The 16,371-nt window shown below is 70.5% G+C and carries 12 protein-coding genes and 1 pseudogene; 9 read left to right on the top strand and 4 right to left on the bottom strand.

All coding sequences use genetic code 11. The features are described 5' to 3' along the window. Nucleotides 1-1,021: 1,021 nt before the first annotated feature. Entirely contained in the window at nt 1,022-1,642 is a 621-nt protein-coding gene (locus tag ACIQIB_RS35905) for a hypothetical protein (protein WP_400763183.1), read from the bottom strand. Then, a complete protein-coding gene (locus tag ACIQIB_RS35900; RefSeq protein WP_400763181.1) occupies nt 1,643-3,472 on the bottom strand; it encodes an acyltransferase in 1,830 nt (609 codons plus the stop codon). 932 nt (nt 3,473-4,404) lie between these two features. Here ACIQIB_RS35900 and ACIQIB_RS35895 point away from each other — a divergent pair. The 5 genes from ACIQIB_RS35895 to ACIQIB_RS35875 all read left to right on the top strand — a co-directional run bounded on the left by ACIQIB_RS35895 (nt 4,405) and on the right by ACIQIB_RS35875 (nt 10,490). Further along, nucleotides 4,405-4,626: a hypothetical protein gene (locus ACIQIB_RS35895; RefSeq protein WP_400763179.1), complete on the top strand. Its 222-nt coding sequence runs from the start codon at nt 4,405-4,407 to the stop codon at nt 4,624-4,626. 519 nt (nt 4,627-5,145) lie between these two features. Then, nucleotides 5,146-5,994: a hypothetical protein gene (locus ACIQIB_RS35890; RefSeq protein ID WP_400763177.1), complete on the top strand. Its 849-nt coding sequence runs from the start codon at nt 5,146-5,148 to the stop codon at nt 5,992-5,994. Between the two features lie 109 nt (nt 5,995-6,103). Beyond that, entirely contained in the window at nt 6,104-7,282 is a 1,179-nt protein-coding gene (locus ACIQIB_RS35885) for a tyrosine-type recombinase/integrase (protein WP_400763175.1), read from the top strand. Beyond that, nucleotides 7,279-9,900, top strand: coding sequence for a tyrosine-type recombinase/integrase (locus tag ACIQIB_RS35880; protein ID WP_400763174.1), 2,622 nt, complete (start codon nt 7,279-7,281; stop codon nt 9,898-9,900). Before ACIQIB_RS35885 ends, ACIQIB_RS35880 begins: the two co-directional genes overlap by 4 nt. Beyond that, nucleotides 9,897-10,490: a DUF6262 family protein gene (locus tag ACIQIB_RS35875; RefSeq protein WP_400763172.1), complete on the top strand. Its 594-nt coding sequence runs from the start codon at nt 9,897-9,899 to the stop codon at nt 10,488-10,490. Before ACIQIB_RS35880 ends, ACIQIB_RS35875 begins: the two co-directional genes overlap by 4 nt. Here the strand turns inward: ACIQIB_RS35875 and ACIQIB_RS35870 are convergent. Next, a complete protein-coding gene (locus ACIQIB_RS35870; protein ID WP_400763171.1) occupies nt 10,480-10,893 on the bottom strand; it encodes a DUF6188 family protein in 414 nt (137 codons plus the stop codon). The two genes, ACIQIB_RS35875 and ACIQIB_RS35870, sit on opposite strands and share 11 nt — an antisense overlap. Before the next feature lie 237 nt (nt 10,894-11,130). On the opposite strand from ACIQIB_RS35870, the pseudogene ACIQIB_RS35865 reads away from it, so the two are divergent. From ACIQIB_RS35865 to ACIQIB_RS35850, 4 genes and pseudogenes are all read left to right on the top strand, one after another. Next, nucleotides 11,131-11,409, top strand: a pseudogene (locus ACIQIB_RS35865) (Mu transposase C-terminal domain-containing protein); the annotation flags it as partial. A gap of 578 nt (nt 11,410-11,987) precedes the next feature. Further along, nucleotides 11,988-12,926, top strand: coding sequence for a TniB family NTP-binding protein (locus tag ACIQIB_RS35860; protein ID WP_400763170.1), 939 nt, complete (start codon nt 11,988-11,990; stop codon nt 12,924-12,926). Nucleotides 12,927-14,342: 1,416 nt separating this feature from the next. Beyond that, complete coding sequence (locus tag ACIQIB_RS35855) at nt 14,343-14,504, top strand: hypothetical protein (protein WP_400659439.1); 162 nt, start codon at nt 14,343-14,345, stop codon at nt 14,502-14,504. A 477-nt stretch (nt 14,505-14,981) separates the two neighbouring features. Then, nucleotides 14,982-15,137, top strand: a complete 156-nt coding sequence (locus tag ACIQIB_RS35850) for a hypothetical protein (RefSeq protein WP_400659437.1) — start codon at nt 14,982-14,984, stop codon at nt 15,135-15,137. A 317-nt stretch (nt 15,138-15,454) separates the two neighbouring features. On the opposite strand, the gene ACIQIB_RS35845 is transcribed toward ACIQIB_RS35850, so the two are convergent. Then, nucleotides 15,455-15,736, bottom strand: a complete 282-nt coding sequence (locus ACIQIB_RS35845; protein WP_400659509.1) for a MerR family transcriptional regulator — start codon at nt 15,734-15,736, stop codon at nt 15,455-15,457. Nucleotides 15,737-16,371 lie beyond the last annotated feature (635 nt).

Raw genomic sequence — 16,371 nt, 5'->3', positions numbered from 1 at the left:
CGCGCCGTCTGCTCCGCAGACATGACGCGCCGTCACTAGCGTGACGGAGCGTTGCGGCGCCCCTCCGGGGCGCAGTTACGAAGAGTGTTGTTGCGGCGCCTCCGCGCCGTAGCCCGGCGGGGGGCTAGACTCCGTGTCGAGGTGATCCTGAGCCGGGGTGCCGGCGCTCCGCGCCTGGCCCTACGGGCCCGTCCCGGGTTGGCCTTAGCGCGTATTTCTACTGGTCAGTTGGGGTTTTGCGCACTCCGTGCGCTTGGCTGGCCGGGAGAAGGGGTCGGGGTCGGGCCTCGGCTTCGTCGCCGCCCATCAGGCCGACCGTGGCCAAGGCCGACACTGACCACCTGACTGCATAGTGTCACGGCAGCATCCCCCCACGCAAGACCTACCCTCCCCAGATCGCCGCTCTCCGCAACAGGTCCAGACCACTACAAGTGGTCTGGACCACTCAGCCCCGATAAGCCCTCGTGCACCCCGAAGAATGACCCGTGACCCTGTATCAGAAAGCCACTGCCAGCAAGTCCCGCCACAACCGGCACCCTGCCCCGGACCGCATCCACAGAATGCATCACCCGGGACCCTGTGTAGAGACAGGAATCCCGCCCCATACCCCCTCAGAGAACCCGCCACCCAGGCCCGTTGACGATGTGGCGCGAAATTCCGGTACAACCACAAACCCGACCCCAAAATCCCTCATGTGAATACCCCATCAAACCCGCCATGCAAAAACCCCATAACCACCCCGCAAAACCCGGCGCTGGGCCCCGGCGGACCGGGGCGCAGCGACCCCCGGGCGGCCGGGACGACCACCACCAGGCCGACGAGCAGCTCCCCCCGACGACCACCGCCAAGGCGGGGACCCCGCCCCACCAGGAGTACTCGGTCAGTTCCATGTGCTGTTCCTCTGCTGAGGGTTCGACGGGTTCGACGGCGGCCGCCTGGTGGTGGCCGCCGGGCGACCAGTTGGAACGGGGTCGGTGCCGCGCTCGGGAGGTGGGCGCGGCACCGGGTGTGTGGCGGGTGGTCAGGCGCCGAGGCCGACGTGGGAGACGTACTGGTAGGCGCCGTAGTCGCTGTCGAGTTCGCTGATGACGTCGTCCCAGATCTCTTCGAGCTTGTCGGCGTCGCCGGTGGTGAGGGCGTCGACGGCGTCGTCCCAGATGTAGCGGGCCTGGAAGGAGCGGACGCGGAGGTTGTTGCGGCGGCGGGGTTCGTCGACCACCTGCTGGTTGATGGGGTGGATCTCGATGCGGGTGCCGCGGCCGTCGCGGTTGAGGTGGGCCTTGAGGACGGCGGGGTTGTTCAGGACGTTGGCCGCGCGCAGGTTCCAGTAGACGGTGTCGATCGCGTCCCGGTTGGCGGGGCGGGGGCGCTGGGTGCCCTTGGTCCAGGCCCGGATGGTGGCGGCGACGGCGGTGATGCCGGCGTCGGCCAGGGCTTGGGCGCCGCCCTTGTGGGTCATGAGGTAGCGCATGCGGGCGGTCAGGCCGCGGCGGGTGCTGGGAGGCGACTTGATGCCACCTTCGATGATCATGCGCTCCAGCGCGTCTTCGAGGGCGCGGCCAAGCGCGACGGCACCGTGGACGTTTCCCCGGTCGCGGTCGGCGCCGTAGCGGCCGAAGTTCTTCCATCCGTCCGTCGACATTTAGGCGCTCCGGGTGCGGGTTAGGGGCAGGGTGTACTGGTCCTTGAGTTTCATCTGCGTCGTCAGACGGCCCTCTTCGAAAACGCCGCCATTGGCCTTTCGCCATTCTCCGTCGGTGACATGCAATTCGTCGGTTCCTCGCAATGCGACGATCGTCAGTCCGGCCTTGTGGGCGCGTTGGGATTTGTACCAGAGATTCGCGAATGCCTGGGAGCGGATGATGTGCATCCAGTCGGGGCGGCGGATGTCGCGGTTGTAGGTGGATTCGCCGATCGTGGACGCGAATTTCGCGTACATGGCCTTGACGTACTTCTCGGTGACCTGGTCGCCGTCGGTGATGGCGTTTTCGCGGGCCTGGGTGAGGACGCGGCGGAATTTCTCCAGCAGGCCCTCGCTGGCGCCGGAGGTCCAGGCCTCGGTGATGTGCGGGGCCTCGGCGAGGCCGAGCTTGTGGCAGCGGATCAGCAGGCGCACGGTGGCCTCGTCCAGGAGCACCGGGCCGGCTTCGTGGCGGTTACCGATCGGGTCGGGCAGGTGCGGGTGGTCCCAGGTGGGGCGCTTGGGCAGCAGATAGATGCCGGAGCGCTTGGGGTCCCAGCCGCCGTCGGGGCGGTGCTGGAGGGCACCGATCGGCAAGTGGGTCTTAAGGGCGGAGCAGTAGGCGGCGTTGGTGTCCAGGACGTCCACCGCGATCTCGGCAAGGGTGCCGGCCTTGAGAGCGGCCATCAGCGGGGCGTTCTCCCACTTGTGACGGCCCTCCCAGATTTCGTCAGCGCCGTTCCGGGATTTCTTCGAGAGGGATTCCAGACGCTCCGGATAGGCGGTGTGCTCGTACGCGGCACCGACGCGGGTTGCGTCGAACAACGCCATTCCATTCGGAATTGCCTTCTTCTCCAGCGCCACGGACGCCGCCTCGATGTCGCCGTCGTGCTCCTCCAGTGCCTGCTCGACCGCCGTCGTGATCATGTCTAGGTAGTAGCCGAGGTCCCGGCCGGTGCCCGCGTACTCGCGGAACTTCGCCGACGGCGCCGACCCGGTCACCGGGGCGGGCGCGGCGGCCGAACCGGGCGCGGAGGGCGGAGCGGTGGTGCGGGCCGGGACGGTCCGGACGTCCTGGACGGCGCCGGGGGCCTGGACAGGCGCAGCAGCGGCCGGGGCCGGCCGGGCGGGCGCGGCCGCTGCGGGACCGGCAGCGGGGGCGCACCAGCCGCCGAGGTGAAGCGGGCGGCCCCCGATCCGGAACCGCACCGGTTCTCCGCAGCGATCGCACGGCTCGGCCGGGTGAACGGCGGGCTCCCCGTCCAGGCCCCGGTCCGCGTAGGTGTCGAAGACGACGGCGCCGTCCTCGGCGGCCGCGGCGGGCACCGACGTGGCCGGGGCCTGGACGGCCTCGGCGGCCGGCACGGCAGCGACCGGAGCGACCGGGCCGTCGACCTGCTGCTCGGTGGCCGCGGCGGCGGGCGAGGCCTCGGTAGCGACCGGGGCGGTCGGCGCCTCGGGAGCGGGCGCAGCGACCGGGTTCGCGGGGACGGGCGCGAAGGTGGCGGGTACCGGCAGCGGTGCTGCTGCGGGGGCGGCGGTGTCGGGGGGCCAGGTCAGGGATTGGGCGGCGTGGGTGGGGCCGGCGAGCAGGTCCAGCGGGCGCATGCCCCAGTGGCTGGCGAGCGCGTCGACCTCGTCCAGGGACCAGGGTTGCGCGCCGGACTGACGGCGGGACACCTTGTCCTGGGTCAGGCCGAGGGCGGCGGCGAGCTGGCGCTGGCTCTCGCCGGTGCGCTGCTTGATCGCGGCGATGGTGAGCCGCAGCGTTTCCAACGTACTCAACGTCATGGAGGCATCATACCCATTTTTGATGGATGATTTCCATCAGAAATGGGTATAGTCGCTGCTTTTGAGTGATGGGGTGAGCAGCGCGTTGACGTCCAGACCCGGCGCGGCGCAGGCGGCTTGGACGGGCGCACCCTGGCGGTGCCCCGGAGCACCCTCGCCCTGGGGGCCCCGGGTCCGACCTGCGAGCGGGGAACACCCGTCGTCGGGCGCCTTTGTCCGGAAGGCTGGGGTCATGGCTTCCGGGATTTTCCCTGTGTCCCCTCTCGCTGGGGAGACGATTCCCTCGCTGGTTGGCCGGGCCGCCGCCCGCTACGGCCTGGACAGCGCGGCTGTGCTGACGCGCTGGCAGTGGCGCGGCCACCGTCTGCGGCACGAGAGCGGTGCGCAGCGGGCGGACGCTGAGATGCTGCTGGATGCGGCGGGACGGCGGGTGCTGGCCGGGTTGTGCGGGGTCGGCGAGGAGGTGCTGGGGCGGGCGTTGCCGGCGTGGGGGCTGGACGACGAGAGGCTGGCCTCACGGGCGGGCGGGAGCGGCCCTGGGGCGGTGTGGCGGGTGGGCGGTGCGGTGGTGGGGCCGGTGGTGTTCGGGTGCCGCTCGTGCGCGGCCCGGCGGACCGGAGCGCCGGTACGGGTGATGCGGTACGCGCAGCGGTGGGAGCGGGCGTGCGTGCGGCACGGGCGGTGGCTGCTGGACGCGGACCAGGCGCTGGAGCACCTGGATCTGCGCGGCCTGCCGGAGATCGTCGAGGCGCAGCGGCGGTGGGTGCGGGTAGCTCGGCGTGCGGTGCGGGCGGGGGTGGGGCCCGGGGACCCGCCGAGGACCTGTAGATGGACGTCGAGACGTATGAGGAGGGGGAACGCCGGGCCTGACGGGCACCCTGCGACGCTACCGGCACCCGCGCCACCTGGGCCGGACCGGGCTGGCCCAGGCCGTGCTCGAGGCGTTCGCCGAGCGGCGGCCGCTGGTGGAAGGGGTGCGGGCGGTCGGGGACCCGCTGGAGGTGTGGCCGGTGGTCTTTCACTGCCTGTGGTCCGGGCGCCTGGGCGTCGAGCTGGGCAACCCGCTGCACGAGCGGGTCCTCGTCGGACCGGGACGCACCAGCGGCGGTCAGGAGCGGCTGGCAGGGTTGGCGCGGCCGGGGGTGGGGGCGTGAGCGGGAGCTGGCGGCCTGTGGTCGCGGTGGGCTGCCATGTGGTGTTCGAGGACCGGGCCTGGCAGGTCGTGGGCCTGGAGGCGTCCGTGGTGCGGCTGGTCGACGAGCAGGGCGCGGCGGCGGCGGCGGACGTGCGGCACCTGTGCGGGTCGCCGGGGTTTCGGGTGGTGGGGGCGCAGGCGGTGCCGGGGGCGCCGCAGTGGGGGCTGTTCGAGGGGGTGTCGGAGCGTCAGCGGGAGCGGGCGCTGGCGTGGCAGCGGCACATCCAGGAGGTGGAGTGCGGACTGCCGGCGGGGCCTGGCGCATCGGGGGTGCCGCGGCCCGCCTACGACCCGGCGCGGTGGTCGATGGCCGAGCGGGAGCAGGCCAAGGCCGAGGAGCTGACCGCGCTCGGCTGGCCGGAGGTGAGCCGAGCGACGGTGGTGCGGATGCGCGCCAACTACCGGCAGCGGGGACTGTGGGGGCTGGTCGACCATCGCACCACGCGCGGTTCCAGCCGTACCGGGCGCGGACGAGCGGGTGGTGGTCGCCGTCCTGGAGGCCCTGCGCCGCCAGCGCGGACAGTCCAAGGGGACGGTGGCGGGGCTGCGGCGGCTGACGGTGGAGATCCTGGACGAGGCGCACGGGCCGGGCGCGGTGGCGATGCCGGCGCCGGCGACGTTCTACCGGCTGGTGCGCGCGCTCGCCGATCCCCGGGAGCTTCCCGGGCGCCCCGCCAGGACGGCCACCGTCCCCGCGGCGCCGTTCACGCCGACGAACGTGCTGCGGCCCGGTGAGCAGGTCATGCTCGACACCACCCGGCTGGACGTCATGGTGGTCTTCGACCAGGGCGTCGTCGGCCAGCCCGAGCTCACGATCGCCCTCGATGTCGCGACGCGCTCCATCCTGGCGGCCGTCCTGCGGCCGGCCTCGACGAAGGCGGTGGACGCCGCGCTGCTGCTGGCGGAGATGGCGGTACCGCACCCGATGCGCCCCGGCTGGCCGAAGGTCCTGGAGCTGTCGCACGCGGCCGTTCCCTACGAGCGGCTGCTGGCCCTGGACGCCCGGCTGGACGGAGCGGCCGCGCGGCCGGTCATCGTGCCGGAGACCGTCGTCGTCGACCGCGGGAAGGTCTTCGTGTCCGAGGCGTTTCCTGGCCGCGTGCGAGACGCTGGGGGTGAGCGTGCAGAGCGCCCCGCCCCGCCAGCCGGCTGCCAAGGGGCCGGTGGAGCGCACCTTCGGCTCCATCAACACCCTGCTGTGCCAGTACGTCGCCGGCTCCAACGTCACCCGCCGCGGCCGCGACGTCGCCTCCCAGGCCCGCTGGACGCTCCCCCAGCTGCAGGACCTGCTCGACGAGTGGATCACCGCCGGCTTTACCGACCGTAGTTTGTGCTGTTCGTGACGTTTGTTCGAGCCTGTGGCGTGGACGTCATGGGCTCGTTTACCGACCGGGTTCAGGACGTTCGTCATGTTCTGGAGTCGGTACGGAGGACGAATGGTGCGGCACCTTGTGGTCGGGGATCTGAGGGTCCAGCGGATCGAGCGGAAGGGCGGGTGGAGGTCATGGACCATCGTCTGGCCCGAGGGCGCTGTCCACGCCGAGGCGGACAGGTTCCTGCGCGTCCATGACGGCTCGGGCACGCAGAAGACCTACGCGTACTACCTGGTGGATCATCTGCGGTGGCTGGAGCGCGAGTGCCTGGCCTTCGACAAGGTCCAACTGCGCGATCTGGAACGGTACATGGGCGCCGTCGACGCCGAGGTCCACATGCCGCTCGGAGAGCCGTGGCGGATGGGCAAGCGACCCTACGGCCGGGCCGCGTTGTCGACCGTGGCGTCCTGCCTGAAAGGCTTCTACCTGCACCAAGCCTCTCTCGGCGTCAACGTGGGCCTCGGTGAGAAGCTCGACGGCACGCGGCTGCCGTCGCGAGTGGACCGGCGCCGCTCGCTCCTCGGGCACGTGAAGACGGCCATGCCGGCGAACCCGCTCGCGCCGAAGGGACCACACCGCCGGCACCCGAAGATGCTGCCCGACGGCGCGAGGGAGAAGCTGCTGGCGACGGTGAACTCGGCCCGTGACCGGATGGTGGTGACCTGGCTGGCCGACGGCGGCCTGCGGATCGGCGAGCTCTGCGGGCTGCACCTGGTCGACCTGCACCTGCGCGAGAACGCGGCCTGCGGCGAGTGCCGCGCCCCTCACCTGCACGTCTGTCACCGGCCCGGTAATCCGAACCGGGCCGAGGCCAAGACCAAGCACTCCTGGCGGGTCGAGCACGGCACGGTTACCGGCGGGCTGATCAAGCGGGTCAGCCCGGCGATGGTGCACTCCTACTTCGAGTACCTCACCAGCGAGTACCCGCGCGAAGCCGAGCACGGCATGCTCCTGGTCCAGCTGCACGGCGCCTGCGTCGGACAGCCGTGGGCGCCGGTCGGGGCTCGGCGGATGATCGGCCGTGCCGGGAATCGCGCTGGTCTGGGGCTGGTGAAACCCCATGCCTTCCGGCACACGTTTACTTCCGCGGTCCTCGACGCCGCCGACGGCAACCTGCTGATCGCCCGGGATGCCGGCGGCTGGGCCTCGGCCGCCACGGTCGACGAGGTCTACGGACACGTCGATGTCCACGACCCCGCCTTCGACTCCGCTCTGCGCGCGGTCTGGGGTGAGGCGCGGTGACCGAGACAGTTCTGGCCCCGGTGCGGGATGGCCGGGACCGGTTCGAGATCACGACCGCGCTGGTCAACTCCCCGACCTTCGATCCGGTGTTCCGCTCGGAGATCGTCGAGATCCCACCGGACCACCCTGTCTACCGATGGATCTGCCTGGTCACCAATTGCGAGCGGCCGAGGGCAGGCCGGGGAGATCTCTGCGGCGCCCACGAAACTGCGTGGCGTCGGCTCCGCGCGGAGCGGTCCCGGACGGACTTCCTGCGCACCGCAGACCTGGTTGGGCACGGCGAGGAACTGCGCGAACGGCCGTGCCGGCTCTGCCCCGAGCGGCCGTCACGCCAGTTGACGTTGGAGTTGTGTCACCACCACCAGTTCAGCTGGTATCACTACCGCGACCGGCACGGAGACGCCGCCGACTTCGACAGCTGGCTGGCCAAGCAGTTGCCCCGGCCCGGATATGGACGCTGCAAGGCCGTGGTCTGCCCTGACCTGGCGGAATCGCCCCTGGGGCTCTGCTATCGGCACCACCGGCGCTATCGCAGGGAGGGACGGCCGGGCGGGGCCGTGCTGCCCGCGCAGTGGGGCAACCGCTACGAACGGGTCGGTTCGCCAGTGCCGGTCGCCTACGACAACGAATCGGACTTCCGGTGGTGGTGCTCAAGGACAGCGCCAGTATCCCGACCGGGTCAGATCAACCTCCGCGGTCTGCACCCGCTCTTGAGAGCTGAGATCCAGTGGGGACTGTTCGTCCATGCCCGTGGATCGGGCAGGCGCTGGGAACTCATCCAGATCCAGAGCCTGGCGGACTACTGTCGCGACCACGGATTTCACTCGCTCACCGACCTGGCTACCGACAGCCTGGACCTGGACGAGGAAGATAGTCGGCTGACCACGGCCGGCCGGGACGCCTCCTACCTCGCCGGGATCCTCATAGACCTGCTCACCCCGCTCTATGTGACGCCGGAGCAGACCCGCGAGCAGGGCTACCTGAACACCGAGCATTTCGGCCGCAGGCTGAACAACCGGTCAACACGCATCGACCTGACCTCGATATCTCAGCGGTGGCTCCGCGACCTGGCCTGGGATCATTTCGCCGCGATACTGCGATCCCCGAGCTGCCCGCGCTCAGGCCACACCTTCGACGGCACCCGGCGAGCCTGCACCGAACTCAGTGCCTTCCTGGAGGTCCAGGCCCCCGGCGGCGGTCACGACCCAAGGCTCCTTCGGCCGCACCACATCCACGACTTCGCCGCCGACCAACGGCTCCGCGAACTGGATGGGCTGCCGTCCCTGGGAGTGAAAGGTCTGCACGGCAAACCGTCCATCGTGACGGCCTACACCCGTCAGATGGTCTTCACCCGCACCCGGCGAGTTCTCCTGGAAGCTCTCGAATCCGGCGAAGCCGAACGGCTCGGCCTCGACCGGGGGTTCGTCACCGCCATGCCCTCTCCGGAAAGGATCATCACCCGGACACGAACCCCCTTCTCCGACGATGTCGCCCGAGCCCTCGCTGCGGAGACGAACCTGCAGACACTCGCCGCCTGCCACGACCCGGCCGATCGCGGGCTCCGAGACGCCTGGGAGACCATCATCGTCACCGGACGGCGTTGCAGTGAGGTGATCAAACTTCGTCTGGACTGTCTGGGCCGCTACGGCGGGCTCCCCATGCTCTGGCACGACCAGACGAAGGTCGGCAACTACGACGCCGCGATCCGTATCCCTGAACAGCTCCACCAGCGACTGGAAGCCCGACAGCGCAAGACCCTGGCGTTGTTCGCCACGCGCCACAACCGCCCGCCGACCCCGGAGGAGCGCGCCCATCTGCCGCTGTTCCCCAGCAACCAACGCAACAGCGACAGCCGTCGGCCCCTGTCCTACCAGTGGTTCCACCGGGGCTTCAAAGCGTGGATCAACGATCTCGACATCGGCCGGTGGGTGCCCCACCAAGCCCGACACTCGCTGGCCACCAGCCTGCTGCGAGCCGGAGCGAGCCTGACCCACATCCGCCGCTACCTCGGTCAGGTCTCCGAGCGCATGGCCGAGCACTACGTCCACCTTGCCCAGTCCGACCTGGAGAGCGTGCTCCAGCACGTCTGGGTGGCCGGCCCCGGCGCCGCCAACCCCGGCGAAATCCTCACCGACGACCTCACCCCACTCACCCGAGAGCATGCCATGGCCCTCGCGATCGACCTCGGTCGCCGCAGCACCCCCGCCGAGGGCGGCTTCTGCACCTTCCAGCCCGTCGTCGACGGCGGCGACTGCCCCTGGAACCTCAACTGCCACTCCTGCGACAAGTTCGTCCTGTCCGGGGCCGATCTTCTCTACTGGAGGCGCAAGCGGGACCAGTGGCGATTGTTGGCCAAGGGTGCCCCCGACGACGCCACCGCCGACTACCTCCACCGCTACTTCGAGCCCACCGCCCGCGCCATCGACGGCTTGGAGAAGGCCCTGGCCGGCCTCGGCCTCCTCGACGAGGCACTCGCCCTGGACCTGCGCAAACCCCAGGACTACTTCCACCGCGTGTGGTCCACCGCCTTCCGCGCCGCCGATCTCGCCGCGGCAGCCGCCCAGGACGAAGACGAGTACGCCGACGACACCGCGATCGACGAGCAGGAGTGCGCATGAACCCCACCACCCACCTCCCCGAGCCGCGCACGGCCGCCGCGCTGGCGGCCCGCCACCGCGGCACCCAGGACGCTCTTACGCGCGTCCACGATGCGATCGCCCGGCTCCGCCGGGAGAAAGCTCGCATCAGCGTCGCGGCCGTCGCCCGCCGCGCGGACGTCTCTCGCACCTTCCTCTACGACAACCCCGAGGCCAGAGCCGCGGTCGCCACTGCGATGACCGAGGCTGGCGAACGCCGGTCCCAGATGCTCGCCGAGCAGGACGACGACCGCGAGGCGACCTGGCGCGAACGGGCTCTGAATGCCGAAGAAGGTCTCAAGGCCGCCCAGGCCGAGATCCTCACCCAGCGCACCCGCATCGGTGAACTCCTCGGGCAGATCCGCGACTTGCAGGCCGAATGGACCGAGGAAGCCATCCAACGGATCACCACAGAGAACACCACACTCAAGCAACGCGTCCGCCAGCTCACCGCCGACAACCGCACCCTCGACGAACGACTCAAGGCGGCACGCTCCAACCTCCGCTTCCAGGACCGCCGCGTCGCCGACCTCGAAGCCCAGATCGTTGAAGGAGACCGAACTATGAGCTGATGCCGGAGCTGGAGCCGCTCACCGCCACCCCTCCTCCGGGCTTGGCGGTGAGAAATCCATGGCCGTGGACCGCCACGGTCCACGCCGACCGCTCGTCATTGGCCGGCACCAGCAAACGCCAGCCGCCAGCGAACAGAACGCGGAGAATTCCCTGATCGGAGACGTTGACCTCGGCAACGACCTGACGCAACAGCTCGGTCGCCTTGCCGAGGTTCGTCTGCGGCCATGCCGCAAGCCCATATGCGCGCTCGTCAGCCACAAGCTCCGCCCACGAGCACAGCATGATCTCGTTCGACCCGACGCGGAGCCTCAGCCGGTCATCGATGACGAGTTCTCCCACGCCCAGCCCACGGACCGCGGGCACTCGCCAACCGTCATCCACGCGCACTATGCCCTGACTCATGCCGACACCGTATCGATCAGCTGGTCGCAGCAGCCGCGATTATCCGTCTGATCGCGCAGTCGTGCTCCACCCAAGAACGAAGTCAGAGAGCCGCTTCGGCAAGCAACGCAAACGCTACTGAAGTGTCGTCACGGACATGTACGCTATGAGTCGCCGCAGGTCAGAGCAGAGCTACGAGCTCCCACGGTCGGTAAAGCCGGCTGGCAGAACCGCCCCCACGAAGGCCTGCGGCACCCCATGATGCCCCGGGCCTGCCTGTCGCCCAACGAGATGTGGGGCGCCCTGGTCGCGGCGTGCGGTTACCTGCCCGTCCCGCTGACCGGCGACGACTACACCGAACTGCTGCCCGTGGTGTGGAAGGCCGTCACCGACCGGGGCATCCGCGTGGACCACCGCACCTACGACCACGCCGTCCTCAACCCGCACCGCGGCCACCCCTCCCCCGTCACCGCCCAGGGCGGCAAATGGGAGGTCCACCACAACCCCCACGACCTGCGCCAGGTCTGGATCCGGCTGCCGAACGGCAAGCTCACCGAGATCCCCTGGATCCACCGCGACCACGCGACCAGCCCGTTCAACGACCACATCTGGCAGTACCTCAAGACCCAGGTCGCCCGCCGCCCCGACCGCGACCACTACGAAGCCGCCCTCGTACGCGCCCTCGACGACCTCCTGCTGCGCGCCCGCACCGCGAACCCGGACAGCAACGAGCGGGCCCGCACCGCCCGCCACATCACCGACACCGCCCGCCCGGCCGACGCACTCGACACCACCACCGCCATCGCCACCATGGAAGCGGGGGCGGCGAGCGGAACGGACCCCGGCCGGAAGGATGACACCGTGCCCGGCGGCTCCGGCCACCGCGGGGCGGCCAGGACGGCCATGCCGGGCAGGACCGGGCAGCCCTCTCCCCGGGACAGGGCGACCCCGGCGCGCGTGAAGCCGCCGGACCGTCGTATGCGGCGCTGCCGGCGGCCGCGCTCCCGTGGGCGGCGAGCGGCACGGGAACCGGGCCGGCGCCGGACTCGCCGGAGGGCGACTGGGCGTACGAGTGCTCGACCTGGGACGGCTTCCAGCGGTTCGTCGACACACCCGTGCCCGCGCCTCCCGCCCCCGGCGGGCCGCCGCGCAGCGCCGAGGACAAGCTCGCCTACCACTCCAGGTTCGTCACCGTGCAGACCCCCGCCATCGACAAGGTCTCGCGCACCGTGCGCACCCTGATGGTCCTGGGGCGCCACCAGGACACCACCGCCCGGCCCTCCCTGATCGTCACCGGGCCGGCCGCGTACGGCAAGACCACCGCCATCCTGCACATCGGGCGCGCCTGCCACCTGGCCTCACACGCCCGCGCCGGCGCCGACGCGAGCGGGGACACCGTGCCGGTCGCGTACATCCTGGTTCCGCCGGGCGCGACCGCCAAGACCCTCGCCGCCGAATTCGCCCGCTACCTCGGCATCCCCGTCACCGCCCGGATGACCCAGGCCCAGATCGCCACCGCCGTCTGCCACCCCTACGCCGCCGCCCGGGTCCGGCTGGTCCTCATCGACGAGATCCACCGCCTCAACCCCCGTACCAGCACTGGCGCGGACGCCGCCGACCTCCTGAAGGACCTCACCGAACGCATCCGGGCGACGTTCCTCTACGCCGGCATCGACGTCACCGACACCCCGCTGTTCACCGGCGTGCGCGGACAACAGCTCGCCGCCCGCGCCAGCCTCATCGACACCGGCGCACTGCCGCTTCGCCACGGCACCCGCGAACCGTTCCGCGACCTGGCCGCCGCCATGGACAACGCCCTCGACCTCGACCACCACCGCCCCGGCACGCTGCCCCGCCTGGCCGGCTACCTCCACGCCCGCACCGGCGGCAGGATCGGCAGCCTGGCGCGCCTCGTGCGCCAAGCCGCCATCACCACCATCCTCGACGGCACCGAACGCATCACCCGCGCCGTCCTGGAGGACATCGACCTCGACCACCTCGCCGAAGAGCAGCACCGCCCCCACACCCTGACACGCACCACCGCCCGGCGATGACAGCCATGTTCTACGCGCCTCCCGTCACCCCCGGCTGCCAGCGCGTACGGCCCCTGCCACGCGAAACCACCGTCTCCTACCTCACCCGCCTGGCACACGCCTACCGGCAGAGCCTGCCCCAGCTCCTGGACGCCCTCGCGATCGCCGTCGACGCGCAAGGCAAAGGCCTCGCCACCGTGCACGGCGCCGAACTCCACCCCAACCGCGCCGCCCAGGTACGCATCGCGGCCCTCGCCCGCATCCCCCACCCCCACCTCGCCCTGCCCCGCTGGGAACCCGTCGCCGGCACCCGCCCGGCCCGGCAGCGGCCACGAACTGCCCCACATCACCTGGCAGCGCACCGCACGCCACCGGCAGCCACCCATCGCCGCCTGCCCCGCCTGCGTCCTACACCACACCCGCGGCGCCACCCGCACGGCCTGGGCCTACACCCCCGACCACCAACGCCTGTGCGCCCGCCACCACACCTGGCCCACCACAGGCGAACACGGCCACATCCTCGACGTCACCACGCTGCCCGAACTCGAGCACGCACAACGCGCCCACCAGCGCCTGCAACGCCGTCAAGACGCGGACCTCGCCTGGAGCTGGGCCCAGACCATCACCACCCGCTGGTACGACCACCAGCAACACCTCGCGCACCGCTGGCACCGGCGCACCAGCACCCTCGCCGCCACCAACCCCCGTCTCGCGCCACGCACGTCATGGGCACTCCACGCCCGAGATGCCGCCACCTACCCCGAAACCGTCACCCTCGCCCGCGCACTCCACCACCACCGAGTACTCGCCACCCCCGACAACCACAACGGCCCCCACCGCCACACCCACCCCGCCCACGCCGCGTTCCTCCACCACACCGCCACCAGACTCGGGCTCCCCCGCCTGAACCCGTCCGACGACGACCCCCTGCGGACATGGATCCACCACCACACCCAAACACGACCCAGCACGCCGTCACCCCGCCGTAACGCCTTCCGGACAGCCCACGCCACCCCATACGAGATCCCGAAGACAGCGTGGATCAACGACCCCGCCAAACGCCGCGAACCCGCACCACAAACCTCATAACGCCACGACCGTCTCACTGGACTTGAAATCTTCCGCCCCGACCCGATCCGTCCCGACCCGCCCGACCGGGACGGCCAGGAGGACGACGGTCGCCGAGCGGCACCGGACCGCCAGGACCGGCGAGCGGAGCGGCGGCCTGAGCAGGGATCCGGGCACCGAATCGCCGCCACGCGGAACCTGGGAGCCAATCGACATCAAAGCCTTCGATCAGCAGGCAATTTCTTGAACGGAACGTTAAATGCAAGGCTTTGTCTCGTATTTGGGTGTAGACTCTGAAGCGCAGAGGGTGGTCCGAAGGGTCGGCATCGCGGTGATGCCGACGGATCACCCGCGGACAGGGGGAGCACCATGACCTACCACCTCGAGGTGGCGCGGGCGACGATCGACGAGCGTCTGCGGGAGGCCGAGAAGCACCGCCTCGCGCGCGCGCTCCGGCTCAAGAGCCGCGCCGAGCGCACCACCCGACGCGCACACCGGGCCCTGACAGGTCTGGTCGGCCCGACCGTATGAGCATCACCCGCGATGGGCCGTCACCGCAGCACCGGTGACGGCCCATCTGCAATCTGCAAAAAGCCTTCGGTGAACCGGCCCGGTCGGCCACACGCAGACGAATGCCGGGGCCTCAGCCGGTGGGCCTGAACCGCCTCCTCAACCCGGAGGCCGAGAAAGCCGACCGGGGGTGGGGCCGAACAGGACCTGAAGGCCGGCGGGGCACGGGACGCCCTGCCGACCGCGCCGACAACACCTCCACCACCGCGGTCGGGTCAGCAGCCGGCTTCCCGCACGGTCACACGGCCGAACCGCCTGGAGGCCGATCAGCGAAACCTGCTGGCGGCGATCAGGGTCGAGGAGGACCCCGAGCCGGTGGCCGCGAAGGCGGCTGCCGAGGCAAAGCCGAAGGTCTCCCGCACAGACCGGTTCACCCAGTGCCTGGCGGTGCTCGCCCAGTTCGTGGCGCGGGAACGGCATGCGCGGCCCTTCTAGCCGTTGGAGACCGTGGAGGCCAGCCCCGGCGGCGAGGAAGAGGTCGTGGTGCACCAGGTGGCGCTGGGTTCATTCTTGAACAACGCCAAGGCGAGGCGGGCGAAGCTGTCCCCGGGACAGCTCGCGCAGCTCGCCGAACACGGCGTGGAGTGGGCGTAGCGGGCGGTGTACGGGATTCCCGGGACACCCCCGCGAATCCCGTACACCGACGAAGTCGGCAGGTCAACGCCGGTCGGGCCTCCCTCATAGACGAAGCCCCGACCGGGAACACCGGCTCGACGCCTCAGCGGACGAACCGGACGATTCCCGCCGGACTCACGAGATGCGCCGATCAGAGGCCATTCAAGCCTCGGCGCAGCGGCAGGAACTCACGGGGAAACGCGTGTGCCGGTCGCCGCGGCACCGGACGCGCGACGGAGCCTGCAGAATCTGTCCATGGGCTCCGCCCGCGGCTGTAGGCCAGGTTGCCGGTCCGGTCAGGTGTCCGCGGTGGGTTCCTGGCCGTGTTGGGAGCGGCGGAGTTGCTCGTTGAGGCGCAGGGCTTCTTCGAGTTGGTCTTCGAGGATGACGATGCGGCAGGCGGCCTCGATGGGGGTGCCCTGGTCGACGAGGTCGCGGGCGCGCATCGCGATCCGTAGTTGGTAGCGGGAGTAGCGGCGGTGGCCGCCGTCGGAGCGCAGTGGGGTGATGAGGCGGTGTTCGCCGAGGGCTCGTAGGAAGCCGGGGGTGGTGGCGGTCATCTCGGCGGCACGGCCCATGGTGTAGGCGGGGTAGTCGTCGTCGTCGAGTTTGTCGGGTGTGTCGGGGCTGGTCGTTGTAGTCACTGCACCTCTCTGGTTCTGGGAGAACGCGTTGAGGGGCCCCGGCGCCGTGTCGGCTCCGGGGCCCCGAAGGGGAACAACACCATCTACCGGCCTGGGCCGGTCCTTGGGTTCCGCACTGCCCCGGGGGAGGGGGTGTGTGGGGATCGCGTATGCGTGACCGGAAACCACCGTCCTTGCGTTGGGGTCTGCGGTGTCCGCCCGGGCGAGTGTTCACGGGCCGGGCGATCCTGATGGCGCTTGCGCCCTCCATTCATCCTCTGGACTGCACTGTCACTTTCGTACTGCCGGCACTGCACTCACTGAACCGCGTACAACCGGTACCGCTGGTGGCGGCCCCTGATACCTGCGGGCCGCCCGGTCCGGCAGCCAGTCCCGTCGCCGTCCTGCACCTGCCTGGCTTCGGAACTCCACTGCTGGACCGAACCGCGAACTCTGTCCAACAACCCCGGCCAGTTCGTGTCTGGCCGGTATCGCCGACTGCTGTCTACGAGAGAAACGCTAGACCAGCCCACGATCAATGTCTACTCCGGCGCACACAGATTTTGCGGATGCGAGAAGGGAGGTAGTCT

Origin of the sequence: Kitasatospora sp. NPDC092286 (genome assembly GCF_044755565.1) — a bacterium.
Taxonomy (GTDB): domain Bacteria; phylum Actinomycetota; class Actinomycetes; order Streptomycetales; family Streptomycetaceae; genus Kitasatospora.
The sequence above is the reverse complement of the archived record's forward strand: the minus strand, read 5'-3'. Positions and strand labels throughout refer to the sequence as shown.